At 70.6% G+C, this 24,475-nt stretch carries 26 protein-coding genes; 14 read left to right on the top strand and 12 right to left on the bottom strand.

The window, feature by feature from the left end; translation table 11 throughout:
* The first annotated feature begins 17 nt into the window (after positions 1–17).
* The 6 genes from F4560_RS35395 (at position 18) to pdxH (ending at position 4,933) form a co-directional block, all read left to right on the top strand.
* Complete coding sequence (locus F4560_RS35395) at positions 18–329, top strand: urease subunit beta (RefSeq protein WP_184929583.1); 312 nt, start codon at positions 18–20, stop codon at positions 327–329.
* Positions 326–2,023, top strand: a complete 1,698-nt coding sequence (locus F4560_RS35400) for an urease subunit alpha (RefSeq protein ID WP_184927449.1) — start codon at positions 326–328, stop codon at positions 2,021–2,023. The genes F4560_RS35395 and F4560_RS35400 overlap by 4 nt, the downstream gene beginning before the upstream one ends.
* Positions 2,023–2,673: an urease accessory protein UreF gene (locus F4560_RS35405; RefSeq protein ID WP_184927450.1), complete on the top strand. Its 651-nt coding sequence runs from the start codon at positions 2,023–2,025 to the stop codon at positions 2,671–2,673. The genes F4560_RS35400 and F4560_RS35405 overlap by 1 nt, the downstream gene beginning before the upstream one ends.
* A 4-nt stretch (positions 2,674–2,677) precedes the next feature.
* Positions 2,678–3,355 carry an urease accessory protein UreG gene (ureG, locus tag F4560_RS35410; protein ID WP_184929584.1) on the top strand — a complete coding sequence of 226 codons (678 nt, stop codon included), beginning with the start codon at positions 2,678–2,680 and terminating at the stop codon, positions 3,353–3,355.
* Complete coding sequence (locus F4560_RS35415) at positions 3,352–4,149, top strand: urease accessory protein UreD (RefSeq protein WP_184927451.1); 798 nt, start codon at positions 3,352–3,354, stop codon at positions 4,147–4,149. Before ureG ends, F4560_RS35415 begins: the two co-directional genes overlap by 4 nt.
* Before the next feature lie 127 nt (positions 4,150–4,276).
* Positions 4,277–4,933, top strand: coding sequence for a pyridoxamine 5'-phosphate oxidase (pdxH, locus tag F4560_RS35420; RefSeq protein ID WP_184927452.1), 657 nt, complete (start codon positions 4,277–4,279; stop codon positions 4,931–4,933).
* A gap of 11 nt (positions 4,934–4,944) precedes the next feature.
* Here the strand turns inward: pdxH and F4560_RS35425 are convergent, their stop codons facing one another.
* The 3 genes from F4560_RS35425 to F4560_RS35435 are packed head-to-tail and all read right to left on the bottom strand — an operon-like array spanning position 4,945 to position 8,184.
* On the bottom strand, positions 4,945–6,249 hold the full coding sequence (locus F4560_RS35425; protein ID WP_221483751.1) for a DUF2079 domain-containing protein: 1,305 nt from the start codon (positions 6,247–6,249) through the stop codon (positions 4,945–4,947).
* A 56-nt stretch (positions 6,250–6,305) separates the two neighbouring features.
* Positions 6,306–7,532 carry a sensor histidine kinase gene (locus tag F4560_RS35430; protein WP_184927453.1) on the bottom strand — a complete coding sequence of 409 codons (1,227 nt, stop codon included), beginning with the start codon at positions 7,530–7,532 and terminating at the stop codon, positions 6,306–6,308.
* A complete protein-coding gene (locus tag F4560_RS35435) occupies positions 7,525–8,184 on the bottom strand; it encodes a response regulator transcription factor (protein ID WP_184927454.1) in 660 nt (219 codons plus the stop codon). The genes F4560_RS35430 and F4560_RS35435 overlap by 8 nt, the downstream gene beginning before the upstream one ends.
* 101 nt (positions 8,185–8,285) lie before the next feature.
* Between F4560_RS35435 and F4560_RS35440 the strand changes: the two genes are divergently transcribed.
* Both F4560_RS35440 and F4560_RS35445 read left to right on the top strand, forming a co-directional pair.
* A complete protein-coding gene (locus tag F4560_RS35440) occupies positions 8,286–9,524 on the top strand; it encodes an MFS transporter (protein WP_184929586.1) in 1,239 nt (412 codons plus the stop codon).
* On the top strand, positions 9,521–10,030 hold the full coding sequence (locus F4560_RS35445) for a hypothetical protein (protein WP_184927455.1): 510 nt from the start codon (positions 9,521–9,523) through the stop codon (positions 10,028–10,030). The genes F4560_RS35440 and F4560_RS35445 overlap by 4 nt, the downstream gene beginning before the upstream one ends.
* Here the strand turns inward: F4560_RS35445 and F4560_RS35450 are convergent.
* A complete protein-coding gene (locus tag F4560_RS35450; RefSeq protein ID WP_184927456.1) occupies positions 10,024–10,182 on the bottom strand; it encodes a DUF397 domain-containing protein in 159 nt (52 codons plus the stop codon). The genes F4560_RS35445 and F4560_RS35450 overlap by 7 nt on opposite strands.
* 12 nt (positions 10,183–10,194) lie before the next feature.
* On the bottom strand, positions 10,195–11,034 hold the full coding sequence (locus F4560_RS35455) for a helix-turn-helix domain-containing protein (RefSeq protein ID WP_184927457.1): 840 nt from the start codon (positions 11,032–11,034) through the stop codon (positions 10,195–10,197).
* Between the two features lie 94 nt (positions 11,035–11,128).
* Here F4560_RS35455 and F4560_RS35460 point away from each other — a divergent pair, with 94 nt between their 5' ends.
* Positions 11,129–11,365 carry a hypothetical protein gene (locus tag F4560_RS35460; protein WP_184927458.1) on the top strand — a complete coding sequence of 79 codons (237 nt, stop codon included), beginning with the start codon at positions 11,129–11,131 and terminating at the stop codon, positions 11,363–11,365.
* An 82-nt stretch (positions 11,366–11,447) separates the two neighbouring features.
* Positions 11,448–12,830 carry an APC family permease gene (locus F4560_RS35465; protein WP_184927459.1) on the top strand — a complete coding sequence of 461 codons (1,383 nt, stop codon included), beginning with the start codon at positions 11,448–11,450 and terminating at the stop codon, positions 12,828–12,830.
* Positions 12,831–12,900: 70 nt separating this feature from the next.
* On the opposite strand, the gene F4560_RS35470 is transcribed toward F4560_RS35465, so the two are convergent.
* Genes F4560_RS35470 through F4560_RS35485 form a run of 4 tightly spaced genes read right to left on the bottom strand, consistent with a single transcriptional unit; the run spans position 12,901 to position 16,769 of the window.
* On the bottom strand, positions 12,901–15,036 hold the full coding sequence (locus tag F4560_RS35470; protein WP_184927460.1) for a hypothetical protein: 2,136 nt from the start codon (positions 15,034–15,036) through the stop codon (positions 12,901–12,903).
* Between the two features lie 18 nt (positions 15,037–15,054).
* Positions 15,055–15,351, bottom strand: coding sequence for a YiaA/YiaB family inner membrane protein (locus tag F4560_RS35475; protein WP_184927461.1), 297 nt, complete (start codon positions 15,349–15,351; stop codon positions 15,055–15,057).
* Positions 15,352–15,399: 48 nt separating this feature from the next.
* Positions 15,400–16,218 carry an MBL fold metallo-hydrolase gene (locus tag F4560_RS35480; protein WP_184927462.1) on the bottom strand — a complete coding sequence of 273 codons (819 nt, stop codon included), beginning with the start codon at positions 16,216–16,218 and terminating at the stop codon, positions 15,400–15,402.
* Complete coding sequence (locus tag F4560_RS35485; protein WP_184927463.1) at positions 16,215–16,769, bottom strand: TetR/AcrR family transcriptional regulator; 555 nt, start codon at positions 16,767–16,769, stop codon at positions 16,215–16,217. The genes F4560_RS35480 and F4560_RS35485 overlap by 4 nt, the downstream gene beginning before the upstream one ends.
* A 56-nt stretch (positions 16,770–16,825) precedes the next feature.
* Between F4560_RS35485 and F4560_RS35490 the strand changes: the two genes are divergently transcribed.
* Both F4560_RS35490 and F4560_RS35495 read left to right on the top strand, forming a co-directional pair.
* Entirely contained in the window at positions 16,826–17,698 is an 873-nt protein-coding gene (locus F4560_RS35490) for an aldose 1-epimerase family protein (protein WP_184927464.1), read from the top strand.
* A gap of 19 nt (positions 17,699–17,717) precedes the next feature.
* Positions 17,718–18,911 carry an amidohydrolase gene (locus tag F4560_RS35495; protein ID WP_184927465.1) on the top strand — a complete coding sequence of 398 codons (1,194 nt, stop codon included), beginning with the start codon at positions 17,718–17,720 and terminating at the stop codon, positions 18,909–18,911.
* On the opposite strand, the gene F4560_RS35500 is transcribed toward F4560_RS35495, so the two are convergent.
* Genes F4560_RS35500 through F4560_RS35510 form a run of 3 tightly spaced genes read right to left on the bottom strand, consistent with a single transcriptional unit; the run spans position 18,896 to position 22,651 of the window.
* A complete protein-coding gene (locus F4560_RS35500) occupies positions 18,896–19,204 on the bottom strand; it encodes a hypothetical protein (protein ID WP_184927466.1) in 309 nt (102 codons plus the stop codon). The two genes, F4560_RS35495 and F4560_RS35500, sit on opposite strands and share 16 nt — an antisense overlap.
* A gap of 21 nt (positions 19,205–19,225) precedes the next feature.
* The gene (locus F4560_RS35505) at positions 19,226–21,463 is read right to left on the bottom strand and encodes a tetratricopeptide repeat protein (protein WP_184927467.1); all 2,238 of its coding nucleotides are present in this window, start codon (positions 21,461–21,463) and stop codon (positions 19,226–19,228) included.
* Between the two features lie 45 nt (positions 21,464–21,508).
* Positions 21,509–22,651 carry an acyl-CoA dehydrogenase family protein gene (locus tag F4560_RS35510; RefSeq protein ID WP_184927468.1) on the bottom strand — a complete coding sequence of 381 codons (1,143 nt, stop codon included), beginning with the start codon at positions 22,649–22,651 and terminating at the stop codon, positions 21,509–21,511.
* Positions 22,652–22,761: 110 nt separating this feature from the next.
* Between F4560_RS35510 and F4560_RS35515 the strand changes: the two genes are divergently transcribed.
* Both F4560_RS35515 and F4560_RS35520 read left to right on the top strand, forming a co-directional pair.
* Positions 22,762–23,358 (top strand): TetR/AcrR family transcriptional regulator, encoded by a 597-nt coding sequence (locus tag F4560_RS35515; protein ID WP_184927469.1) that lies wholly within the window; start codon positions 22,762–22,764, stop codon positions 23,356–23,358.
* Positions 23,355–24,293 (top strand): carbohydrate kinase family protein, encoded by a 939-nt coding sequence (locus tag F4560_RS35520; protein ID WP_184927470.1) that lies wholly within the window; start codon positions 23,355–23,357, stop codon positions 24,291–24,293. Before F4560_RS35515 ends, F4560_RS35520 begins: the two co-directional genes overlap by 4 nt.
* Positions 24,294–24,475 lie beyond the last annotated feature (182 nt).

The following is a 24,475-nucleotide window of genomic DNA, read 5'->3' on the forward strand; positions in this document are numbered from 1 at the left end:
GAGGTCGGATGAGCACGATCGTGCCGGGCGAGATCGTCACCGGTGACGAGCCGGTCGAGCTGAACCCGGGCCGCCCGCGCACCACGCTGGTCGTGGTCAACGCCGCGGACCGCCCGGTGCAGGTCGGCTCGCACTACCACTTCGCCGCGGCCAACCCCGGGCTGGAGTTCGACCGCGAGGCCGCGTGGGGCAAGCGGCTGGACATCCCGGCGGGCACGGCGGTCCGGTTCGAGCCGGGCGTCGAACGCGAGGTCACCCTGGTCCCGCTGGCCGGCGCGCGCCGGGTGCCCGGTCTGCGCCCCGAGTGGGCGGGAGAGCTGGACAGATGACCCACATCAGCCGCAGCCGCTACGCCGAACTGCTCGGCCCGACCACCGGCGACAAGATCCGGCTCGCCGACACCGACATCCTGATCGAGGTCACCGAGGACCGCAGCCGCGGCGCGGGCGCCGGCGACGAGGTGATCTTCGGCGGCGGCAAGGTGGTCCGCGAGTCGATGGGCCAGGGCGTCGCCACCAGGGCGGAGGGCGCGCCGGACCTCGTCATCACGGGCGCGGTCGTGCTCGACCACTGGGGCGTGGTGAAGGCGGACATCGGCGTGCGCGACGGCCGGATCGTCGGCATCGGCAAGGCCGGCAACCCGGACACCATGGACGGCGTCGACCCGGAGCTGGTCATCGGCCCCGGCACGGAGATCGTCTCCGGCAACGGGAAGATCCTCACCGCCGGCGGCATCGACTGCCACGTGCACTTCATCTGCCCGCAGATCGTGGACACCGCGATCGCGTCCGGCCTGACCACGCTGATCGGCGGCGGCACCGGCCCGGCGGAGGGCACGAAGGCCACCACGGTCACGCCCGGCTCGTGGAACCTGGGCCGGATGCTCGCGTCGATGGACCACATGCCGGTGAACGTCCTGCTGCTGGGCAAGGGCAACACGACCCGCGAGGACGCGCTGCGCGAACAGCTCCGGGGCGGGGCGGGCGGTTTCAAGCTGCACGAGGACTGGGGCACCACGCCCGCCGCGATCGACGCCTGCCTGCGCGTCGCCGACGAGTCCGGCGTGCAGGTCGCCATCCACACCGACACGCTGAACGAGGCCGGTTTCGTCGAGTCCACCCTGGACGCCATCGCCGGCCGGTCGATCAACGCCTACCACTCCGAGGGCGCGGGCGGCGGGCACGCGCCGGACATCATCCAGGTGGTGTCCGAGCCGAACGTGCTGCCGTCCTCGACCAACCCGACCCGCCCGCACACCGTCAACACGCTCGAAGAACACCTCGACATGCTGATGGTCTGCCACCACCTCAACCCGTCCGTGCCCGAGGACCTGGCGTTCGCGGAGAGCCGCATCCGGCCGACCACGATCGCGGCCGAGGACATCCTGCATGACATGGGCGCGATCTCCATGATCAGCTCGGACGCGCAGGCGATGGGCCGGGTCGGCGAGGTCATCATCCGCACCTGGCAGACCGCGCACGTGATGCAGCGGCAGCGCGGCGAAATGGCGGACAACCTGCGCGCCCGCCGTTACGTGGCCAAGTACACGATCAACCCCGCCATCGCGCACGGCATCGACCACGAGGTCGGCTCGGTGGAGGTCGGCAAGCTGGCCGACCTGGTGCTGTGGGAGCCCAAGTTCTTCGGCGTCCGGCCGGCGCTCGTGCTCAAGGGCGGGTTCATCGCGCACGCCGCGATGGGTGACGCGAACGCGTCCATCCCCACCCCGCAGCCCGTCTTCGCCCGACCGATGTTCGGCGCGTACTCGGCGGCGCGCAGCAGCGTGCACTTCGTTTCGCAGCAAGCGATCGACGCGGATCTGGCGGACATGCTGCGGTTGGCCCGGCCGCTTGCGCCGGTGGGCAACACGCGCGGCGTGACCAAAGCGGACATGGTGCTCAACGACGCGATGCCCCACGTCAAAGTGGACCCGGACAGCTTCGCCGTGCGCATCGACGGCGACCTGGTCGAGCCGCGGCCGGTGGCGGAACTGCCGATGGCCCAACGCTACTTCCTGTTCTGATGAACCTCGTGGCGCTGATGCTCGCGGACTCCCGCTACCCCGGCGGCGGGCACGTCCACTCGGGCGGGCTGGAGGAGGCCGTCGCACGGCGGGCGGTCACCGACGAGAAGTCGTTGCGGTCGTTCCTGATCGGCAGGCTGCGCACGGCGGGGGCGTTGAGCGCGGTGTTCGCGTCCGCCGCCACCCGCGGCCGGTACGCGGAGCTGGATGCCGAGTTGGACGCCCGCACGCCGTCGCCCGCCCAGCGGAACGCGTCCCGCGTGCAGGGGCGCGGGATCGCCCGTGCGGCGCGGAAAGCGTGGCCGTCACCCGCGTTGGCCGAACTGCTCGCCGGCACGCCACGGCCGCACCACCCGGTGATCGTCGGCGTGCTCGTGGGCGACCCGTTCCAGGCCGCGCAGGTCGTTGCGTACCACGCGGTGACCGGGCCGGCGACGGGCGCGGTCCGGCTGCTCGGCCTGGACCCGTTCGGGGTGAACGCGGTCCTGGCCCACCTCGCGCCCGACATCGACGCGGTGGCGGGCATGGCGGCCGACCACGCCGACACCCCGCCCGAAGACCTGCCCGCGCCGAGCGCTCCCGGCCTCGACCTGCTGGCCGAGGCGCACGACCGCCACCACTCGGAAGAGGTGCGTCTCTTTGTCAGCTGACCACGTGCACCCGGTGAACTTCGACCCCGCCGACGCCGGCCACGACCCGCACCACGCGCACGACCACGAGCACCGCGCGATCCGGTTGGGCATCGGCGGCCCGGTCGGCAGTGGCAAGACCGCGTTGACCGCCGCGCTGTGCCGCGCGCTGACCGATCCGTCCCGGGGCGACAGCGTCAACCTCGCCGTCGTCACCAACGACATCTACACCACCGAGGACGCCGACTTCCTGCGTGCCGCGGGTGTGCTCGACGCCGACCGGATCGAGGCCGTGCAGACCGGCGCGTGCCCGCACACCGCGATCCGTGACGACATCACCGCCAACCTGGACGCGGTGGAGCTGCTGGAACACCGGTTCCCCGGCCTGGAACTGGTGATCATCGAGAGTGGCGGCGACAACCTGACCGCGGTGTTCAGCCGCGGCCTGGTGGACCGGCAGGTGTTCGTGGTGGACGTGGCCGGCGGCGACAAGGTGCCTCGCAAGGGCGGCCCCGGCGTCACCACGGCCGACCTGCTGGTGATCAACAAGACCGACCTCGCGCCGTTCGTCGGAGCCGACCTCGGCGTCATGACGGCCGACGCCCACCGGATGCGCGGCGACCTGCCGGTGATCAGTCAGTCCCTTGTGGACACACCGGACGCGCCCGAGGTGGCCGACTGGGTCCGCGCGCAGCTCCGGTGAGAGCACGGGCCCACCTCACGGTGGAACGCGATCCGCGAGGGCGAACCGTCGTGCGGGAGATGCGGTCGATGGCGCCGCTGCGCCTGGTGCCGACCCGGTCGAGCCGTCAGGGGCCGGCCCTCGTCCACCTGGTCAGCGCGGTCACCGCTCCGCTGGGCGGTGACGACCTGGAACTGCACGTCCGCGTCGGACCGGGCGCGGCGCTGGAGCTGCGCGGGGTCGCCGCGACGCTCGCGCTGCCCGGCCAACACCCCGGCCGCAGCCGTGCGCTCGTCCACGTCGAACTCGCCGAGGGCGCGTCGCTGGCCTACCTGCCGGAGCCGACCGTCGTCACCGCGCGTGCGTGCCATGAAGCGGTGTTCCGCGCACGGATGGCTGAAGACGCACGACTGCGCATGCGCGAGATCCTCGTCCTGGGCAGGGTGAACGAGCGGTCCGGTTCGCTCGACACCACGGTGGACGTCCGCCGCGGAGGTGCGGTGAAGACCCCGGTGATAAAGCAGACAACTCGCCTTGGAACGCCCGAAGTGGACGAAAGCCCGGCCGGTCTTGCGGGACGGCGGGTGCTCGGCACCGAGCTCCTGTGCTGGGGCGACGACCTGCCGGGAGCGGTCTCAGGCGACTGGTGGTCGCTGGTCCCGCTGGCGAACGGCGGCAGCCTGACGACCGCCGTGGCCGACGACGCGGTGACCGTCGAACACGCGCTCGACGCGGCGTTCGCCCGCCATCCCGGATCGGGTGACCCATCTGACTCGATCTCGTATTCGATTCCGAGCGACGGGTCACACGGATAGTCACGGATCGGGTGGCGGTCATCACCGTGCGGGCGGTTTCGCACCGGGCGGGAAACCCGTACGGTCGCTGGATCGCTAGGTGCCACAAGTGCCTTGGCCAGGCCGAAGTACGCTCCGGGAGGTCGGGATGTCGGAGACGACGAACATCGCGTTGCCGTCGATGCGCGTGTCCTACGAACATGGCTCGCTCACAGAGAGCGACCTGGCGGCCAATTGGCACGAACAGCTACAGCTGTGGTTGGACCAGGCGGCGGGCGCGGGTCTGCCCGAGCCGAACGCGATGGTCCTCGCGACCGCCGACCCCGAGGGTCGCCCGTCGTCCCGCACCGTGCTCGCGAAGGCGCTGGACGAGCGGGGCGTGGTGTTCTTCACCAACTACACGTCGGCGAAGAGCCACGACCTGATGGCCACCCGGTACGCGTCGGCCACGTTCCCGTGGTTCGCGATGCAGCGGCAGGCGCACGTGCGCGGCACGGTCGAGAAGGTCGGTCCCGCCGAGACCGCGCGGTACTGGGAGAGCCGGCCGCGTGGCTCGCAGATCGGCGCCTGGGCGTCACCGCAGTCCAGGGTGGTCGGCGGACGGTCTACTTTGGACAGTGCGCTGCACAAGATCGAGCGGCAGTTCGCCGACTCGGAGCGGGTACCCGTGCCGCCCCACTGGGGTGGCTGGCGGATCCGGCCCGAGGAGGTCGAGTTCTGGCAGGGCCGGCGCGACCGGATGCACGACCGCCTCCGCTTCCGCCTCGGCCGGGACGGCTGGGAGATCCAGCGGATCGCCCCCTAGAGGAATGCCGGCTAGCCGCGGCGCAACAGGATGACGTGATCGGCCTCCGCCACCACTCGATGCGTGGCGGAGGCCGTTTTCACGAGCCGGGCTTCCTCGTCGGCCCGGACCGGCCAGCCGGTGGGTTGGGACACGACCAGCCACTCGGCGTCGAGCACGCGAGGGAACAGGGACACCCGGCACCGGCCGGTGAGGTGCGGAGCGAGGCGGTTCGACGCGGCGACGTGGGCGTTGTCGGGGATCATCGCCAGGATCTCCGTCGTCCTCGCGCGCTGGGCCTCGTTCCAGGTGGGCTGGTGCGCGGGCCGCAGGAGCAGGACGAGCGTGAAGGCCGCCGTCACCACGGCGGAAACCCGGACTCGGCGCGGGTTCGCGGTCACGAACGCGATGAAGACCACGGGCATGAGCACGGCGCTGTAGTGGTGCTCGATGCCCCAGTGCGCCGGGTTGCCGGACGCGAACCGCCAGGCCAGCGTGGGCAGCGCCACGACGAGCAGCGGCGACCGCGCGGCCAGGAAGCCGGTCGGCGCGAGCAGCGCGAACACCGTGAGCAGGCGCAGCCAGCCCAGGCCGCTCGTCTCCGCCAACTGTCCCCAGTACGGGTAGTCGCCCGCCGGGTTGACCGCCGGCAGCACCGCGAACACGACCACGGCGAACGCCGAGACCCCGAATGCCGCGACCGCCCAGCCGTGCCGGACACCGCGCCACACCAGGTAGAGGCCGATCGCGGCGACCGTCAGGCCGAGGTCTTCCTTGACCAGCACGAGGGGCAGCGCCCAGGCGATCGACCGGCGCCATTGCTCACGGGCCAGGGCCTCCAGCGAGAACGCCAGCAGCGGCACGGCGAACGCCACCTCGTGGAAGTCGAACGCCACGGTGTTGTGCAGGCCCCACGACAGCCCGTACGCCACGCCGACGACGACGCCACGGCGACCGAGCCGGTCCACCGCGAACCGCGTCACCGGGATCGCCGACGCGGCCAGCAGCAGCGCCTGTGCGACCAGCAACGTCTCCGCGCGCGGTGCGATGGCGTAAGGCAAGGCGAGCAAGGCGAGGACGGGGTGGAAGTGGTCGCCGAGGAGGGGGAAGTCGGGGCCTTTCAGGTCGGCCGTCGGCCACCGCCCGGCGTTGTAGGAGCGCACCGCCTGCTCGAAGATGCCCAGGTCGAACCCGGTGGTCTGGAACGAGTGGTGCCGCACGAGCGCGTACGAGGTGTAGAGGACGGCCAAGCCGAGCGCGACCGCGTACGCCGGTCGGACGGTGGTCCTGGTTCGGGTGTCGAGCGTTCGCGTGTTCAGCGTTCGGGTGTCGAGCACGGCCGCAGCGTCGGCCGGTCACGCTGAACCAGACCTGAAGCCACCTGAAGAACCCTTCAGGCGAGGGGCAGCCGGACGGCAACCACCGTGCCCCGGTCGCTGCCCTCGATCACGACCGTGCCGCCGTGGGCACGTGCGCCGTCGCGCACGATCGCCAACCCGAGCCCGGCGCCGCCCTCGTCCCGCGCACGGCCCTCGTCGAGCCGCACGAACGGCTCGAAGACCCGTTCGCGGTCGGCTTCGGGGATGCCCGGCCCGTCGTCCGCGACGCGCAGCACGGCCGTTTCGCCTTCGACCGTCACGGACACGTCCACCTGCGACGACGCGTGCCGTTCGGCGTTGGAGAGCAGGTTGCGCAGCACCCGTTCCAGGTGCGTCCGGTCGCCGGTCACCTCGATCGGTCCCGGCACGCCGGCCAGTCCCGCCAGGTCGACGCGTTCGACGGCGCGGTGTTCGACGGCGCGGTGTTCGGCGGCACGGTGTTCGAGGCGGGCGAGGAACAGCAGGTCGGTGACGACGGACTGCATCCGGTCGAGGTCGAGCACGGTGTTCTCGGCGGTGCGCCGCCAGTCGATCCGGTCGGGGTGGGCGAGCAGCACTTCGAGTTGGGTGCGTGCCGAGGCGAGCGGTGTGCGCAACTCGTGCGAGGCGTCCGAGGTGAACCGCCGCTGCCGGTCGAGCGCGGCGTTGAGCCGGACGAACGTGTCGCTCGTGGTGGTCGTGAGCCAGGCCAGCGCGCCGATCAGCAGCGCGGCGGCCGGGACCAAGGTCTGGAACAGCTCCCGGACGCCGTCCACAGCGGTCCGGTCGACGTCGCCGATCGGCGCGGCCACGCGGACGTCGTAGTGCTCGGTGACGACGGTGGCGACCCGGACCTCCAGCACGTTGCCGTCACGCCGGAGGGACGGCGGCACGCAGTCGTGCGGGGTGTCGGGCAGGTAGACCAGGGTCGTGTTCTGCTTCAGCACCCGCGATGGACCCGACAGGCTGCCTAGGTGGACGGGGGACTGGGTCGGAGGACAGCTCGCGACCACGTTGTACTGCCGGTCCGCCACCTCGAACGGCCCGATGGCGGCGCCCGTCGACCGCACCGCCGCGAGGTCGCCGGTGGCCACGACCACCCCGGCCAGCCGGTCGGCGCCCTCCTTCGCGCGTGCGTCGGCGTCGGCGATGATCTGCCGTTCGACCTGGAGCTCCATCTGCTGGACCAGCCACGCCGCGCCGGCCGCCAGCAACGCGCCGGCGACCACGGCGGCGGCGACCGCGATCCGGACCCTATCCACGGGCCACCACGTACCCCGCGCCGCGGACCGTGCGGATGACGTCGCGGCCCAGCTTGCGCCTGATCGAGCTGACGTAGACCTCGACCAGGTTGGGGTCCGGCGTGGACGCGAAGTCCCACAGCCCTTCCAGCAGCGCGGCCTTGCTCACCACCTCGCCCGGCCGGGACAGCAGGAACGACAGGACGCTGAACTCCTTGACCGACAACGGCACCGGCACGCCGCCCGACCGGCACTCGCGCCGGCCCAGGTCCAGCTCGACGTCCCCGGCCCGCAGCACGCTCGGCCGGGACGACCCGCCACGCCGGATCAGCGCCCGCAGCCGGGCCAGGAAGACGACGTAGGAGAACGGCTTGGAGAGGAAGTCGTCGGCGCCGGTGTCCAACGCCTCGGCCTCGTCCAGCTCGCCGTCCTTGGCGGTGAGCATGAGGATCGGCGTCGAGTCGCCGGCCGTCCGTAATCGGCGGCACACGCGGTAGCCGTTCAGGCCGGGCAGCAGGATGTCCAGCACGATCGCCGCGTAGGCGTGCTCGGAGGCCATCCACAGCCCGTCCGTCCCGCTGAACGCGAGGTCGACCGCGTACCCCTCGGCCTCCAGCCCGGCTTTCAGGGACTCGGCCAACCGAACCTCGTCCTCGACCACGAGCAGTCGCACACCGTGCACCTTACGGGCGTGCCCTGTTCCACGTCTCGGGAAAGCAGGTTGTTAGTTGCCGTACGCTAACGACCGTGCGGAGAGTGCTGGGGAAGATCGCCATGGACACCCGTCCGCTGAAGGTCGTGGCGTTCCGGCGGCTGTGGCTGTCGACCGTGGTCACCGCCATCGGCAGCCAGCTGACCGCGGTGGCCGTGCCGAAGCAGGTGTACGACCTGACCGGGTCGTCGGCGTGGGTCGGTGTGTCGGCGGGTGTGGCGCTGGTGCCGTTGCTGATCTTCGGCCTGTACGGCGGCGCGATCGCGGACGTCGTGGACCGGCGCAAGCTGCTGGTCGTCACCAACACCGGTATCGCGGTGACGTCGGTGCTGCTGTGGGTGCAGGCGGCGCTGCACGTGGACTCGGTGTGGCTGGTGATCGCCCTGCTCGGTCTGCAACAGGTCTTCTTCGCCGTGAACGCCCCCGCCCGCACCGCGTCCATCGCCCGCCTCGTGCCCGCGGACCAGATCCCGGCCGCCGTGGCGCTGGGTGCGACGGTGATGATGTTCGGCGGCGTCTTCGGCCCCATGCTCGCCGGCATGCTGATGCCGGTGGTCGGCCTGTCGACGCTGTACCTGGCTGATGCGATCGCCCTGACGTTGACGATCTGGGCGGTCTGGAAACTCCCGCCGCTGCCGCCGTTGAGCGGCACGATTCGGCGTGCGGGCGTGCGGGACGTCGTCGACGGGTTCAAGTACCTGGCGTTGCAGAAGATCGTGATGGCGAGCTTCCTGCTGGACATCATCGCGATGGTGTTCGGCATGCCGCGGGCGCTGTTCCCGGAGATGGCGGAGACCACGTTCGGCGACCCGGCGGGCGGCGGCCTGGCACTGGGACTCCTGTTCGCCGCCATGCCGCTGGGCGCGATGCTGTTCGGCCTGACCTCGGGCTGGACGTCCCGCGTGCGACGGCACGGCATGGGCGTGGTCTACGCGATCGTGGCGTGGGGCCTGGCGGTGATCGGGTTCGGCCTGTCGAACGCCCTGTGGCTGGCCGTGGTGTTCATGGCCATCGGCGGCGCGGCGGACATGACCAGCATGGTGTTCCGCAGCGCGATCCTCCAGACTGCCGCGCCGGACGACATGCGCGGCCGGATGCAGGGCGTGTTCATCGTGGTGGTGGCGGGCGGGCCGCGGTTGGCGGACCTCCTCCACGGCACCACGGGCGCGCTGATCGGCCCCGGCACCGCCACCGTGCTCGGCGGTGTCCTGGTGGTCGTGGCCACGGGTCTGGCCGTCGCGATGATCCCGGCGATCCGGCGTTACCGCTTCAAGCCGGAAGGTGCTGAACTGGCGGGGTGATCACCTACGACCGCCGGGCGTTCGCCAAGGCGTTCCTCGACGCGCATCCGGACGCCAAGGACGGCTACTACTACAGCCAGCCGTACAACACTGCGCTGCGGGAGCACCGGCAACGGGTGTTGGACGGCTTGCAGAACCTGTTCGGCGTCACGCTCGACTTCGACGGCGTGCCCGACCACAAGCCCCTGTTCATGCTGTTCCGCAGCACCGCCAACTCCTACCTCAAGATCACCGCGCCGGGTGACGGGTTCGGGGAGGCGGGGCTGATCTACCGGCAGTTGGCCGAGGCCGGGGTGGAGCAGCGGGTCGACGGCGCGCTGGGAGAGATCCGCGCGTGCAACGACCGTTCGCGCGAGGCCCACCTCGACGTCCTGGAGACGCTGATCGCGGCGTTCCTGGGCGACCGCGCCGGGACGACCGTGACGTCGGCCGACCTGGCCGCCATCGGCGTGGACGACACCGCCGCGCCGAACTCGTCGGGCTACGACCTGTGGGAGGACTACTGAGCCCGCAGGAACCGCGCCCAGGAGGCGACGGGGAACGCGATGATCGGCGCGGGGTTCTTGGAATCCCGCGCCGCCACCCGCTTGCCGACCAGTGCCACCTCGACACAGTTGGCACTGCTGGCACTGCGAGAACTCTTACGCCACAGGGTCATGCGCCCATGGTTTCACGCGAGGCCCTTCAAGTAAGCCGCCGTTTCGTCGACGCTGAAGGCCACGTCGCGGAGGACGCCCCAGGTGTCCTCGAACAGCGCGATCTGGTCGGGCTCGTCCAGGAAGTGGCTGGCGATCTTGTTCTCCAGCAGCACGAGACTGGGGTCGTCGTCGTACTTGAGGATCACGAACGCGCCGTTCAGCCCGGGGTGCAATCCGGCCTCGGCAGGCATCACCTGGACCGTGATGTTCGGCATTTCCGCCATGTCGATGATGTGGCGGATCTGCCGGCCGTAGACATGCGGGTCACCGAGCGGGCGTTCAAGAGCGCTCTGCTCGATGACCACGTGCAGTCGGAGTGGGTTGCGACGGGTGAGGAGCCCTTGGCGGGCCATCCGGCTTGAGACGAGGGTTTCGATCTGGTCGTCGTCAAGGCCGTGGCCGGTCGCCCAGATGATCTTCCGCGCGTACTCGGCGGTCTGGAGCAGGCCCGGGATCATCAACGGCTCGTAGAAGAGAAGGGCATTGGCCTCTTCCTCGAAATCCGCCCAGGTCTGCCAGTCCTCCGGGAAATGGGCGTTGTTCACACGCAACAGGCCACGCTGCTCGGAGTGGCGGGCCAGATCCAGCAGGTGCACTCGTTGCGTTTTGGCGACGCCGTAGAAGTCGAGCAGCTTCTCGATGTCATCCGGGTAGATGCCGCTGTCGGCGCTCTCCACCCGGCTGATCTTGCTCGCCGACATCCCGACCGCCTTGGCGACATCAGCGCCGGTCATGCCGGTGGTGCGGCGCAGTTTGCGCAGGGTGATCGCCAGGCGGCGAGAGCGGACAGATGCTTCGGAACGGCGTGGCATGTGATCAACGGTAGGGGCGTGTGGCAGTCGCGGGAAGGTTGCTCACTCGATTGTGTAATTGAGTGGAGAAGCGCAAGCTTGCATGATCTCGGGCATGGCTGAACCGTTGATCAAGGTGACTTCGCCGAAGCGTGAGTGGTTGTTGCGGTGCTATTCCGACCGTGAAGACGTGTTCACGGTCGAAGTGCAGGACGGCGGGATCGATCTGTTCCTGCCCGCGGGGTCCGACGGCATCCGACTGGAGGCGGCGCAGATCGCGGCGTTCCGGGAGGCGTTGGAGGAGGCCGTCGCGCAGGCCGAAGCCGATCTTCGGGCGGGCGCGCGGGCCTGAACGTCACCCGAACATCAAGACTTGCCGACGGTGCGGCAGTTCGACTATCCGGACCCGGTGTGATCCGGCACACTCAGGCGGCATGGCGGAAGCGACGAGCGCACCGGCGCAACCGGAACTCAAACGGGCCATCGGCCCCAAGTTGCTGCTGTTCTTCGTGGTCGGTGACATCCTCGGCACCGGCATCTACGCCCTCACGGGCAACGTCGCGGGCAAGATCGGCGGCGCGTTGTGGCTGCCGTTCCTGGTCGCGTTCGTGGTGGCCTTCCTGACCGCGTTCAGCTACCTCGAACTCGTCGGCAAGTACCCCAGGGCAGCCGGCGCCGCCCTCTACACCAACCGCGCGTTCAAGATCCAGTTCCTCACCTTCATGGTGGCGTTCGCGGTGATGAGCTCCGGTATCACCTCGGCGTCCTCCGCCGCGCTCGCGTTCGGGCGCACCTACCTCCAGTCCGTCATCAAGGAGTTCTTCTCGGACACGTTCACGGTGTCCGCGACCTTGGTGGCGATCCTGTTCATCATCGGCCTCGCCCTGATCAACTTCCGGGGCGTCTCGGAGTCGGTCAAGGCGAACGTCGTCCTGACCTGCATCGAGCTGTCCGGCCTGGTCATCATCATCGCCATCGGCGTCTACGCGGTGCTGGCCGGCGACGGCGACCCGAGCCGGCTGACGCAGATCGACCCGGCGCCCAACCAGCACGCGCTGGTGGCCATCACGTCCGCCACCGCGTTGGCGTTCTTCGCGATGGTCGGCTTCGAGGACTCGGTGAACATGGCGGAGGAGACCCGCGACCCGGTCCGCATCTTCCCCCGGGCGATGCTGTGGGGCATGGTGATCGCGGCGATCATCTACGTGCTCGTCGCCATCACGTCGTCGCTGCTCATCCCGGCCGACGAGCTGTCCAAGGCGGGGTCGTCGGCGTTGCTGAGGGTCGTCACGGTGGGCGCGCCCGGCTTCCCGCTGTGGATCTTCTCGCTGATCGGCCTGTTCGCGGTCATCAACTCGGCGCTGATCAACATGCTGATGGCCAGCCGGCTGATCTACGGCATGTCGAACGAGCGGATCATCCCGAAGGTCTTCGGCACCGTGCACCCGTTCCGCCGCACGCCGTGGATCTCGATCGTCTTCACGTCGGGCGTCGCGATCATCCTGGTCTCGACCACGGACATCGCGAAGCTGGGCGGCACCACGGCGCTCCTGCTGCTGATCGTCTTCACCATCGTCAACGTCGCCGTTCTGGTGCTGCGCAAGGAGAAAGCGGACCACAAGCACTTCCGGGCGCCGACGTGGGTGCCGGTGCTGGGCGCGATCACCTGCGCGTACCTGGCCAGCCCGCTCTCGGGCCGTCCGGGCGCCGACTACGAGATCGCGCTCTACCTGCTCGCGGCCGGCGTGGTGCTGTGGGGCATCAACCGGATCGTGCACGGCAAGGTCGTCTTCGACCCGGAGAAGCTGGTCAAGTAACCCGCTGAGTCAAGTAACCCCGCTGAACGGTGGTGGGGCTGTCGTCGCGGCAGCCCCACCACCGTTCGCGTCAGTTCTGGAGTTCGTCGAGCACGGCAACGAGTTGGCGGCGCTGTTCCTCGTCCCGCTGGACTTGCCGGCCGTCGATGCCGATGCCGGGGATGGCGGCGTCGCCATCGACCAGTTCACGCAACGTGGGCAGCAGCGGGGCGGTGTCGGCGGCCAGTTCCCGTAGCGACTCCATGAGCCACGGCCCGGCTCCGAAAGTCGGGAGCCGCCTCCGCACGGCGTTGACGAGCGGTTCGGGGTCGCCGGTCACGCGGCGGATTGCCAGCGCGGCGGCGTGGAACTGGTGCCGGTCGTCCAGCAGGGTCCGCAGTCGGGGTACCAGTTCGGTGGCGGCCGGTCCCATCAGGCCCGCGAGCTCGGCCGCGTCCGCCGTGTACCTGCGACTGTCCAACGCGTCGGCGGCGGCGCTGAGGGGCGGCGTGGTGTCTCCTGTTTGCAGCAGTAGTCGGGCGGCCTCAAGCCGGACGCGGATGGCGGCCGGTTCGTCGGCGGTGGCGGTCGTGGCGATGTCGCGTAGCGCGGGAACGGCGCCGTTCAGGGGAAGTCCGTGGTGCAGCGCCATCTTTGCCGCCGGTACGGGTTCACCTGCCGCCGTGGCCTCCGCGATGCAGGCGCTCAACTGACCGATGTCCCCGGTGAGCGCGGTCAAGGCCTGTGCGCAGTCCAGGCGATGGGGCCAGGCTGCCGTCGCGTCGTCACGGACTTGGGTCAGCACGGGCACCGCCGCCGACGCTGCCGAGCCGATCGCGGCGAGTGCGCGGACCGCCCACCACTGGTCGTGCGGGACGAAGCGGACCAGTTCCGGGATGGCTTCGGCGGCGGCCGGGCCCCAGTGGTGCAGCATCCTGGTCAGGGTGCTGATCTCGTTGTGCCACAGCATCCGGCCCTGCATCGCGCCGTACCCACCGCGTTCCGTCGACCACTCGGGAGGCAGCGCCGCGAGCCGTTCTCGCACGGCGGTCAGCAGAACGGGATCGCACGGCACGTCGGTGTCGATCAGCATCGCCGGCACGTCGGAGGTCAGCCGGCCCGCGACGAGAGCGGTGTTGAACGGTGTGCGCCAGCGTGGATCGCCCAGTGCGATCAGGATTTCCAGCGCCATGCCGAACAGTCGAGCCTCAAGGGAGTTCGCGTCCTCCGCGCACGGGTCGGCGACGAAGGCAGCGAGCGAATCGGCGGCCAGGGGAGCGGCAGCGGGCACGTCCCGGACGGCGGTGGCGGCGGCGAAGCGGACCCGGATGTCGGGGTGGTCGATCCCGGCGGCCAGCAGCGGCGCGAAGTCGTCGCGGGCGGAGCGCGATCGCACGCACCGCTGGTACACCGCGTCGATCGCGTTGCGGGCGGTGTCGGCCGTGCCGCGCTCGAACAACGTCCGGCAGAGGTCGGCGAAAGGCGCGCTGTCGATCCGGGCGACGATGTCGGCGAACGGATCGTCCGCCCAGATCCAGCTCGTCAACGGGTCGCCGTTCAGCCAGAGGTCGACCACGGCTTCGGAGGCGGCGTCCGACCACGGGAGCCCGGCGTCGGCGATAGCCCACAACGCGCCGGCCCGGGCGGCGGCTGGTCGCCCCTGCGCCAGTTCACCGGTCAGCCACTCGGCGCTGTCGGACGGGGCGAGACGACCGGCCGCCGCGAGCAGCCCCGCCAGGACGCGCGGCGACCTCTCGCGCTCGCGTCGAGCCCTGAGCGCGGGCACCACTTCGGCCGCCTCCGACTGCGGGAGGTTGCCGAGCAGGCGGGTGGCGAGGTGCCGGACGTCGACGTCCGGATCGTCCAGCAGCGGCACCAGGCGCGTGGTCTCGCGGGCCAACGCCGTCCGCACGTCCGCCAGCACCTCGGGCTTTGCGTCGTCGGACGCGGCGATCGCGCCGAGCAGGTTCACCAAGTGGGCGCGGCGCGGAGTGCGGGGATCGGCGGCGAGTTCGGCGACGAACGGGACCGCCCACGGCGTCGCCGTGTACAGCGTGCCCTGGTGGTAGATGCTGCCGTACAGGTGCCCGATCGCCTCGCCGGCCACTTCCTCGTCCGCGCCCACCGCCTCGCGCAACGTCTGCGGCACGTCCTCCGCCGAGCCGTACGCGTGATTGAGCGAGGCCCAGTCGATGTCGTCGATGTCTTCGAGAGCGACGGTCGTCATGGGCCGCAAGCCTAGGAGTCAGACCGCCTCCACCCGGTACGGGTCGTGCTCGGCGAGCAACTTCTCCAGTCTGGCCTGGTCGACCCGGCTCACCACGTACGTCTCCTCCTGCCGGTCGCGGACGCACTTGGCCAGGGTGAAGGCGGACGTGACGGTGAACAGCAGGCCCAGGGCGAGGAACGCGCGCACCCAGCCGTTCACCGGCAGGTAGGCGACGCCCAGGCCGACGGCGATCAGCGAGATGACGAACGACGCCACCGCCTGGGCGTAGAAGGCGGTCGTGGTCGGCGAGTGCGGCTTCGCGGTGGTGGTCATGGACGAAGAGTCCACGCCACCGTGGCCCGATGTCATGAGTACCGCTACTCAAATCAAGCTGTGCCGGCGCAGTTCCGTGGCGTCGTGTGCGCTGAAGACATCCACCGTGTCACCGTGGTCGCGCACCAGTTCGCGCAGCCGGTCCTGGTTGGCCAGGCGCAAGTCGCGCGCCACCTCCATCCGGTTCTGCATGAACGTCAACGCCGGCGGGCAGTGCCTGGTTGCCTCCATCTCCCCGTGGAAGAAGTACGAGTCGCCGGCGTGCAGCAGCCACCGGTCGCCGTCCCGCACCGCCACCCCCGTGTGCCCGTGGGTGTGGCCGAACAGCGGCACGAGCAGCACGTCCTGCCGCACCTCGCGCACTCCGGAGAAGCCGAACCACGTCTCGCCGGTCGTCTCGTGCGCCACCCACTTCGGCCCGTGTCGCCACTGGTTGTCGGGGTACCGGACGCGGTCGTTGCCGGACTTGCCGGGCCGCGTCGCCGCCGCCAGCTCCTCCGCCGACAGGTGCACCCGCGCCTGCGGGAAGTCGCGCAGGCCGCCGCCGTGGTCCAGGTCCAGGTGCGTCAGCACGACGTCCCGCACGTCCGACGCGGTGAACCCGAGCGCTTCCACCTGGCGCAGCGCGGTTTCCGGCTCCTCCAGCGCCGGCCGGCACATGAGCCGCCAGTGCTTGGCCAGCGTCTCGCCGGGCGTGCGGACGTCGTCCACGCCGAGACCGGTGTCGACCAGCACCAGGCCGTCGTCGGTCTCCAGCAGCAGGACGTGGCAGACGAGTTCGGCGGCACCGAAGTAGGAACCCTTGCCGGTGACCAGCTTCCCGCCGAACGGGCGCATGGTGCCGCAGTTGAGGTGGTGCACCTTCATGAGCTGGGCCTTCCGAGGAGGACGCCCATGCGGGCGCCGACGGTGTGCAGGGGTTCGAGCGAACGGCGGGTGCGGGCGAGCAGGAGCGCGCCCTCGATGGCTGCCAGCACGACCGTGGCGAGGTCGTCGTCGCCGATGCGGGCGGTGATGACCGAGTGCCAGGACGCGTAGGCCTCCTCGCACGCCAAGCGGATCGGCTCGCTGTCCGCCGCGGCGTCGAGCGCGACCGTGGCGATGGGGCACCCCCTGCGGAACTCCGAAGCCAGGAGGTCCTTCCCCAGTAGTTCCAAGGCGTGGGAAAGGGCTTTCGCGGGGTCGGGCTCGGCGTCGAGGGCGGCGGCCAGCGCGTCGCGGAGGTCGTTGCCCGCCAACGCGACCGCCTCGACCGCCAGCTGCTCCTTCCCGCCCGGGAAGTGGAAGTAGAGCGACCCCTTCGGGGCGGCGCCCTCGGCGAGGACCTGGTTCAGGCCGGTGGCGTGGTAGCCCTGCGACCGGAAGAGCTCGGCGGCGGTGCGGATCATGCGCTGCCGCGTGTCGGTGCGTTTCGGCATGGTTTTACTATAGAGACCGGTCTACTGGGAAAGTCAAGCCGATACGCTCTTGTCCCATGCTGGAGATCTCCCACGGCGCGGCACGCGCCGTCATCGCACCCGAGGGTGCGGGACTGAAGTCCTACGAGGTCGGCGGCGTGCCGTACGTGGAGACGTACGAGGACGAACCGCCCATGGGCAGCGGCGCGGTGCTCGTGCCGTGGCCCAACCGCACGGCGGGCGGCAGGTGGACGCTCGACGGTGTCGAGCAGCAGCTCGAAGTGAACGAACCGGCCCGCGGCAACGCCATCCACGGCCTGGTGCGCCGCGTGGTGTGGGACGTGGTGGAGCACACCGGCGGCCTGCTGTCGCTGGAGGCCCCGGTCGCCGGTTTCGGCTGGCCCGTGGCGCTGCGCACGACCATCACCTACGCGCTGGACGAGAACGGGCTGAGCGTCTCGCACGGCGTCACGAACGTCGGTGACGCGCGCACGCCGTTCGGTGTCGGCACCCACCCGTACCCGCGGGCGGGCGCTTCGGCGACCGACGAGACGTCCATGTCCCTGGCCGCGACCACGGTGCTGCCGGTCGACGCCGACACGATGATCCCGAACGGCCCGGCCGAGCCGGTGTCCGGCGACTACGACTTCCGCGTCGCCCGGCTGCTGGAGGGCGTGAAGCTGGACACCGCGTTCGGCGGGTGCGAGCCGGTGGACGGGCTGGTGCGGCACGTGCTGAAGGGGCCGGGCGGCGGCGTCGAGATGTGGGCGGACCCGGACTTCAAGTGGGTGCAGGTGTACACGCCGGGCAACTTCCCCGGTCGGGGGCGTGCGGTGGCGATCGAGCCGATGACGTGCCCGCCGGACGCGTTGAACAGCGGTGTCGACCTGCTGTGGCTGGCACCGGGCGAGTCGTGGGCCGGTCGCTGGGGTTTGCGCCCGTTGTCGTAGACCGTTAGCGTCGCTAACTATGAACGTCGCAATCACGGGTGGGTACGTCGTCCCGGTGGCCGGTGAGCCGATCGAGGGCGGCACGGTCCTGATCCAGGACGGGAAGATCGTCGCGGTCGGCGTCGACGTCGAGGTGCCGGACGGCGTCCCGGTCGTGGACGCGGCGGGCGGCTGGGTGCTGCCCGGGTTCGTGGAGGCCCACGGCCACCTCGGCGTGTTCGAGGAGGGCGAGGGCTGGGCCGGGCAGGACACCAACGAGATGACCGACCCGAACGGCGCCCGGCTGCGGGCGTTGGACGGGCTCAACGCCGCCGACCAGGGTTTCGCCGACGCCCTGGCCGGCGGCGTCACGACCGCGGTGGTCAAGCCGGGGTCGGGCAACGTGATCGGCGGCCAGACCGTGGCCGTGAAGTGCTGGGGGCGCACGGCGGACGAGATGCTGGTGCGCAACCCGGTGAGCGTGAAGAGCGCGCTGGGTGAGAACCCGAAGCGGGTGTACGGGGAGCAGAAGAAGCTGCCGTCCACCCGCCAGGGCGTGGCCGCGGTGATCCGGGACGCGTTCGTCAAGGCTCAGGACTACGTGGCGAAGCGTGACGCGGCGGACGGGCCGTTCGAGCGGAACACCACGTCCGAGGTGCTGGCCCGGGTGCTGTCCGGTGAGCTGCCGTGGTGCCAGCACTGCCACCGTGCGGACGACATCGCGACGGCGTTGCGGCTGGCGGAGGAGTTCGGCTACCGGCTCATCGTCAACCACGGCACCGAGGGTCACCTGATCGCGGACCTGTTGGCGGAGCGTGACATCCCGGTGATCATCGGGCCGCTGTTCACGTCGCGGTCCAAGGTCGAGGTGCGCAACCGTTCGCTGCGCAACCCCGGCATCCTGGCGCGGGCGGGGGTGCGGATCGCGATCACCACGGACCACCCGGTGGTGCCGATCCACTTCCTGGTGCACCAGGTGACGCTGGCGGTGAAGGAAGGCCTGGACCCGCGCGTCGGCCTGGAGTCGATCACGGTGAACCCGGCCGCGATCATGGGGCTGGACGACCGGGTCGGGTCGCTGCGGCCGGGTCTGGACGGTGACGTGGTGATCTGGTCGGGTGACCCGCTGGACGTGATGAGCCGGGCGCTCAAGGTGTTCGTGGAAGGCCGCGAGGTGTACCGGTTCGAGGACGGCGAGGAAGTCGTCGTGAACCCGTTCTACGCGGAGTCCTGACCGCCGTCGGGTCGGTACGCGGGCGGTAGTTGGACATTGCCGCCCACGCTGCCGATCTGGGTGTTCGGGCCCAGGATGACCGATCCGCTGACCGTGTTGTCATTCCTTCCCCCTGCGGGCGGGGACGACGAGAGGACCGCGCGGAGGCCGTGGATGGACGCCGCCAGACCTACCACGCCGGCTGACCCGCCGATCACGCTGAAGAGTTGGTCCGCCTTCTCCAGGCCGATCCACAGCACGACGACGGCAGCGGCGACCAGGACGAGCCCGCCGATCAGCCAGAGCCACCTCATAGCACCAGTATGGCCCCGTCCTCAGCGATGGTGGTCCGGGAGCAGTTCATCCAGCGTCGCCAGGACCGTCCCCCGGTCACTGCTCATCGCGGCCGCTCGGAGCACGTCGGCGGCTGTGCTCAGCGCGGAGAGCAACTGACCCGCGAACGCATGCTCCGAAACCTCCGCCAGCACCCGATACGCGTGCAGCGCCGTGTGCGCGGCTCGCCACGCCTCGGGCAGCGAGGCGGAAGCCGCGCCGTTGTCCAGCGCCTGCCCCCACGCGAGCACGATGCAGTCCTTGGCGTAATCCGCCATGTGGACGGCTGGCTCGGCGCTGACCAGCTCGGAGCGGATCGCGATCGCTTCCCGGGCGGCCTCCAACGCGCCGGGCTTGTCCCCCGCCTGAGCGAGTTGGATGCCCAGATTCGTGCAGGCACCGGCAAGCCGGGGGAGCAGGCGCCGGTCGTGCTCGACGAGCCCTCGGAGCAGTTCGACAGCTTCGCGGGCGGGTTCGTGGGCGTCGGTCCAGTTGTTGTCGCTGCAGAGCCGGTTGCTCAGGTTGGTCAGACTTTCGGCCAGGTTGATGGCATGCGCGGGCTCGATGTCCGCCAGTTCGCGGAAGATCTCCACGGCTCGGCGGGAGGGCTCCACAGCACCCGCGTCGTCGCCGGTCTGGGCGAGGTACCCGCCGAGATTGCTCAGACTGCCGGCGTAGTCAGGCAGGTGTCGGGGATCGTGCTCGACCAGGACCTCGTACACCTCGGTGCTCTCGCGTGCGGCGGCCAGGGCGGGCTCCACCAGCAGGAGGTCGGCCCGGCGCTTGCTGAGGTGGTTGAGCATGTACGCGCGCCGCCAGTCCGGAGGGGTGGCGGGCAGTGCGTCGACCAGGTGCTCGGCCAGGGCCAAACCCGAGTACAGGTGCGCGATGTGGAACTCCGGCAGCCCGCCGAAGACGGCCCAGCACGTCTCGAACGGCGCGTGGGCGATCAGCACCTCGAAGACCGGCAGGGCCGCTTCGACGACCAGCGAGCGGTGCTCGTCGAGCAATCCCCAGAGAACCGGCCGGACGTGCTCGTGCCGGTCGGCGGTCGCGGCGAGCACGACCAGTGCCTGCCGTGCCAAGGCCGGTTGCTCTTGGGCGAGCAGGTTCGAGAGCAGTTCCGCCGCGTGGCGGTCCGCCGCGAGGTGGGCCGCCACGAAGTCCTCACCGAGCAGGTCGGGGCGCAGCGGTTCCAAGGTGGTCGGGCCGTTCCCGCTCGGGTAGAGGCGGTCGTGCCGCACGACGGCTTCGTTCGCCTCGGCGCCCGTCGCGATGTGTGCGCGCTCTAGCAACTCACGCGCGGTTTCGAGGTCGGACACCGGGCCGAACAGGGTCGCCACGAACACGGCGGCGTTGATCCGGTTGTAGTCGTCGACAGGCCAGAACCGGCGTTCGTGGCTGAGCAGGTAGCCGGAGAGCTCAGCCAGGCCGGGGCGCGGCTGCTCGTCGCGGTCCGCGCACACGGCGGCCAGCGCGGCCATGTGCAGGGTGAGCGCCGAGCCGTACGCGTCGTCCGCGAGGTCGATCGGCGCGGTCGGGCCCGGCGGCAGGGCCAACGCCCGCCGGAACGCGTCCGCGGCATCGCGGAACGCCTGTTCCCGTTCACGTGGATCAGACGTCAGATGACCCAGTTCCATCGGCTCCGGCAGATCGGTCGGGACGCGGTCGAGCTGGGTGGTGAGCTGCGGCCAAGCCGAGGGCGACCGGGCGAGCACCAACACCCTGAGCGTGCTGCCCGCGAAGTCGGTGGGCAGGGCGGAGATCATCGCCACCAGCGCGTCGGGGTGCCAGCGCTCGGCGTAGTCCACCACCACCAGGACGTGGCCGGGTGCGGAACCGGCCATACCCGCCGGTGTGGAGGCGCGCTGGTCGAGCGCCCGTGCGACACCCCAGCCCCGTTGGTGGGCGAACCCGGCGAAGGCGTTGGCCAACCGGGTCTTGCCCAGGCCGCCCGGACCGTGCACCAGCAGCACAGACATCGGCGCGTCGGGATCGTCCAGCCACTCCTCCAGTCGCTGTTGGACGTCCGGTCGGGGCCGGTACGGCACCGTCTCGCGGCGTGCGTCGAGCAGGTAGCCGGGGGTCCGCTGGTGCCGTGGCACCCACGTCCCTCGCGGCATGGGTGAGAGCCAGTCCAAGCGGTAGTCGGCGCGTTCCAGCGCGATGGTGACGTCGCCACCCGCCGAGCCGATCTGGATGTTCGGCCCGTTAATCCACGAGTTGACCACGCTCGCCATCGCCGTCTCCGTTCGACGCCACCACGCCGGGTGGTCGCGTCGATGCTAGCGGCGGAGGTCTCGGGCGATCACTACTCGTTGGATCTGGTTGGTGCCCTCGAAGATCTGGAGCACCTTGGCCTCACGCATGTAGCGCTCCACCGGGAAGTCGCGCGTGTAGCCGGCGCCGCCGAGCACCTGGACGGCGTCGGTGGTCACCTTCATCGCGGTGTCGGTGCAGATCAGTTTGGCGATCGCGGCCTGGCGGCGGAACGGGAGGCCGCGGTCGCGGCGGCGGGCGGCTTCGAGGTAGGTGGCGCGGGCGGATTCGACCGCGGCGGCCATGTCGGCCAGCAGGAACTCGAGGCCCTGGAAGTCGATGATCGGGCGGCCGAACTGCTTGCGCTGCTTGGCGTACGCGACGGCCTCGTCCAGGGCCGCTTGGGCGAGACCCACACCGCAAGCGGCGATGCCCAGGCGGCCGGAGTCCAAAGCGGACAGTGCGATCTTCAGGCCGTCGCCTTCCGCCCCGATCAGGCGGTCGGCGTCCACCCGCACGCCGTCGAACTGGAGTTGCGCGGTGATCGAGCCGGTGAGGCCCATCTTGCGCTCCGGCTTCGCCGCCGTCAGGCCGTCCACGTGGCCCGGCGTGAGGAAGCAGCTGATGCCCTTGCCGCCGTCGTCGGACGTGCGGGCCATCAACGTGTAGAAGTCCGCCACACCCGCGTGCGTGATCCACGCCTTGGTGCCGTTGACGGTGTAGTGGTCGCCCTCGCGGACCGCCCGGGTGGACAGCGCGGCGGCGTCCGAACCGGCGTGCGACTCCGACAGCGCGTACCCGCCGAGCTGGTCACCCGCGACGACCTCCGGCAGCCGGCGCGCCTTCTGCTCCTCGCTCCCGAACGTCGCCAGCCCGTAGCTGGACATCACGTGCACCGACAGCCCGACGGCGACCGACATCCACGCCGACGCCACCTCCTCCAACGCCTGGAGGTACACCTCGTACGGCTGCTCGGCGCCCCCGAACCGCTCCGGGTACGGCAGCCCGAGCAGGCCCACCTTGCCCAGCAGCCGGAACTTGTCGCGCGGGAAGACCTCGTGCTCCTCGGCCTCGGCGGCGTGCGGCGCGAGGTCGTCACGGGCGATCTCGCGGACGAGGGCGAGCAGGTCCTCGGCCTCGGTGGTAGGTAGCAGGCGCTCGGCGGGCATCTTCGACCTCCGGTACGGGACGGCTTGTGGCCGCGTTGCGAAGTACTGGTACCAGTACTGTAGGACGTACTCCAGTACTGCCGCCAGGCGCTGTGACAGAGTTGAGGACTATGACCTCGATCGTGCGCCGGCCGCTGACACCACGTCAGGTGGAGCTGCTCGGCCGGCTTGAGGCATTGGTGCTCGCCGAAGGTTTCGCGCACTTCACCCTTGACGACCTGGCCTCCCGTCTGCACTGCTCGAAGTCCACGCTGTACGTGCTCGCGTCGAGCAAGGAACAGCTCGCCGTGCGGGTCGTCGGCCGGTACTTCAAGGGCGCGTCGGAGCGGATCGAACAGCGGATCGCCGGCGTCGAGGACGTGCGCGTCCGCGTCGGCACGTACCTCGCGGGCGCGGCGGAGGAGCTGCGGCGGGCGTCGGCGCAGTTCATCACCGATGTGGCCGCGTTCGGGCCCACGCGCCGCACTTACGAGCGCAATGCGCGCGCGGCGGCCGAACGGATCCGCGAATTCATCCAGGAGGGCGTCCGCGACGGCGTCTTCCGGGACGTGCATGCGACGCTGATCGCCGAGATGGCCGGTCTGCTCATCGAGAGCATCCAGACCGGTGTGCTGCCCCGGCGCGCGGGCGTGTCGGACGCCGAGGCGTTCACCGCGCTGGGTGAACTGCTGCTGGACGGGTTGCGGAGAGAACGGAGCCGGTCGTGATCGTCGTTGCTGGTGAGGCGCTGGTCGACCTGGTGCCCACGCCCGAGGGGACCTTGGCGCCCAGGCTCGGTGGCGGGCCGTACAACGTGGCCGTGGCCGCCGGACGGCTCGAAGCGCCCGTTGGCTTCCTGTCCCGGGTGTCGTCCGACCTGTTCGGCGACCGGCTGATCGAACGGCTGCACGCGTCCGGCGTGCGCACCGACCTGGTGCAACGCGGCGACCAACCCACCACGTTGGCCGTGGTCGGCCTGACGGACGACGGGTCGGCGCGGTACTCGTTCTACGTCGAGGGCACGGCGGACCGCCAGGTCACCGATCCGGGACCGCTGCCCGCCGGCACCAAGGCCGTCTCGTTCGGCACGCTGTCGATGGTGCTGGAGCCGGGCGCGAGCACGTACGAGCGGGTGCTGTGGCGTGAGGCCGAGCGCGGCGCGCTGACCGTGCTGGACCCGAACATCCGTGCGAGCCTCATCCACGACCCGATGGCCTACCGCGACCGGTACGACTCGTGGCTGCCGCACGTGGGCCTGCTGAAGGTGTCCGTGGACGACGCCCGGTGGCTGGCCGAGCTGCCCGACGACGCCCCCGAGGACGAGGTGCTGGACGTCGTGCGGGACTGGCAGGGCGCCGGGCCGGCCGCCGTCGTGCTCACCCGCGGCGGCGACGGGCTGGGCGTGCTGACGGCCACAGGCGACGTGATTCGCGTCCCACCGACGCCCGTGGACGTGGTCGACACCATCGGCGCGGGCGACACCGTGCAGGGCGCACTGCTGGCCTGGCTGCACGACCACGACGCGCTCTCCGTCGAGGCCGTCCGAGGTCTGGACGCCGGGAAGTGGCGTGAAGCGCTTGCCTACGCGGGCGCCGCGGCGGCCGTCACGTGCTCCAGGGCGGGTGCGGAGCCGCCGTTCAAACGCGAGCTGGAGATGACCTAGCTCTCACCCCGCGTGAGGTGGAGGAACAGCCCTAAAGGGCTACGGTGGTCGGACGCACGCTAGCCACCCATGCATCCGGATGTGATGCCGGTCCCACTCGCAGAATCGGTTCACACCGCGACTGTGGGGCGGGTCGTCCGCTGACTAGCGTGGGAGAACTGACAGGACCCCAACGGGGTGGT

It is taken from the genome of Saccharothrix ecbatanensis (genome assembly GCF_014205015.1).
Classification (GTDB): domain Bacteria; phylum Actinomycetota; class Actinomycetes; order Mycobacteriales; family Pseudonocardiaceae; genus Actinosynnema; species Actinosynnema ecbatanense.

What these genes read in the sequence shown, in the direction of transcription:
- F4560_RS35400 (WP_184927449.1), top strand. Translation starts at nt 326, where the DNA reads ATGACCCACATCAGCCGCAGCCGCTACGCCGAACTGCTCGGCCCGACC.
- F4560_RS35405 (WP_184927450.1), top strand. Translation starts at nt 2,023, where the DNA reads ATGAACCTCGTGGCGCTGATGCTCGCGGACTCCCGCTACCCCGGCGGC.
- pdxH (WP_184927452.1), top strand. Translation starts at nt 4,277, where the DNA reads ATGTCGGAGACGACGAACATCGCGTTGCCGTCGATGCGCGTGTCCTAC.
- F4560_RS35440 (WP_184929586.1), top strand. Translation starts at nt 8,286, where the DNA reads ATGGACACCCGTCCGCTGAAGGTCGTGGCGTTCCGGCGGCTGTGGCTG.
- F4560_RS35450 (WP_184927456.1), bottom strand. Translation starts at nt 10,182, where the DNA reads ATGACCCTGTGGCGTAAGAGTTCTCGCAGTGCCAGCAGTGCCAACTGT.
- F4560_RS35455 (WP_184927457.1), bottom strand. Translation starts at nt 11,034, where the DNA reads ATGCCACGCCGTTCCGAAGCATCTGTCCGCTCTCGCCGCCTGGCGATC.
- F4560_RS35460 (WP_184927458.1), top strand. Translation starts at nt 11,129, where the DNA reads ATGGCTGAACCGTTGATCAAGGTGACTTCGCCGAAGCGTGAGTGGTTG.
- F4560_RS35465 (WP_184927459.1), top strand. Translation starts at nt 11,448, where the DNA reads ATGGCGGAAGCGACGAGCGCACCGGCGCAACCGGAACTCAAACGGGCC.
- F4560_RS35470 (WP_184927460.1), bottom strand. Translation starts at nt 15,036, where the DNA reads ATGACGACCGTCGCTCTCGAAGACATCGACGACATCGACTGGGCCTCG.
- F4560_RS35475 (WP_184927461.1), bottom strand. Translation starts at nt 15,351, where the DNA reads ATGACCACCACCGCGAAGCCGCACTCGCCGACCACGACCGCCTTCTAC.
- F4560_RS35480 (WP_184927462.1), bottom strand. Translation starts at nt 16,218, where the DNA reads ATGAAGGTGCACCACCTCAACTGCGGCACCATGCGCCCGTTCGGCGGG.
- F4560_RS35485 (WP_184927463.1), bottom strand. Translation starts at nt 16,769, where the DNA reads ATGCCGAAACGCACCGACACGCGGCAGCGCATGATCCGCACCGCCGCC.
- F4560_RS35490 (WP_184927464.1), top strand. Translation starts at nt 16,826, where the DNA reads ATGCTGGAGATCTCCCACGGCGCGGCACGCGCCGTCATCGCACCCGAG.
- F4560_RS35495 (WP_184927465.1), top strand. Translation starts at nt 17,718, where the DNA reads ATGAACGTCGCAATCACGGGTGGGTACGTCGTCCCGGTGGCCGGTGAG.
- F4560_RS35500 (WP_184927466.1), bottom strand. Translation starts at nt 19,204, where the DNA reads ATGAGGTGGCTCTGGCTGATCGGCGGGCTCGTCCTGGTCGCCGCTGCC.
- F4560_RS35505 (WP_184927467.1), bottom strand. Translation starts at nt 21,463, where the DNA reads ATGGCGAGCGTGGTCAACTCGTGGATTAACGGGCCGAACATCCAGATC.
- F4560_RS35510 (WP_184927468.1), bottom strand. Translation starts at nt 22,651, where the DNA reads ATGCCCGCCGAGCGCCTGCTACCTACCACCGAGGCCGAGGACCTGCTC.
- F4560_RS35515 (WP_184927469.1), top strand. Translation starts at nt 22,762, where the DNA reads ATGACCTCGATCGTGCGCCGGCCGCTGACACCACGTCAGGTGGAGCTG.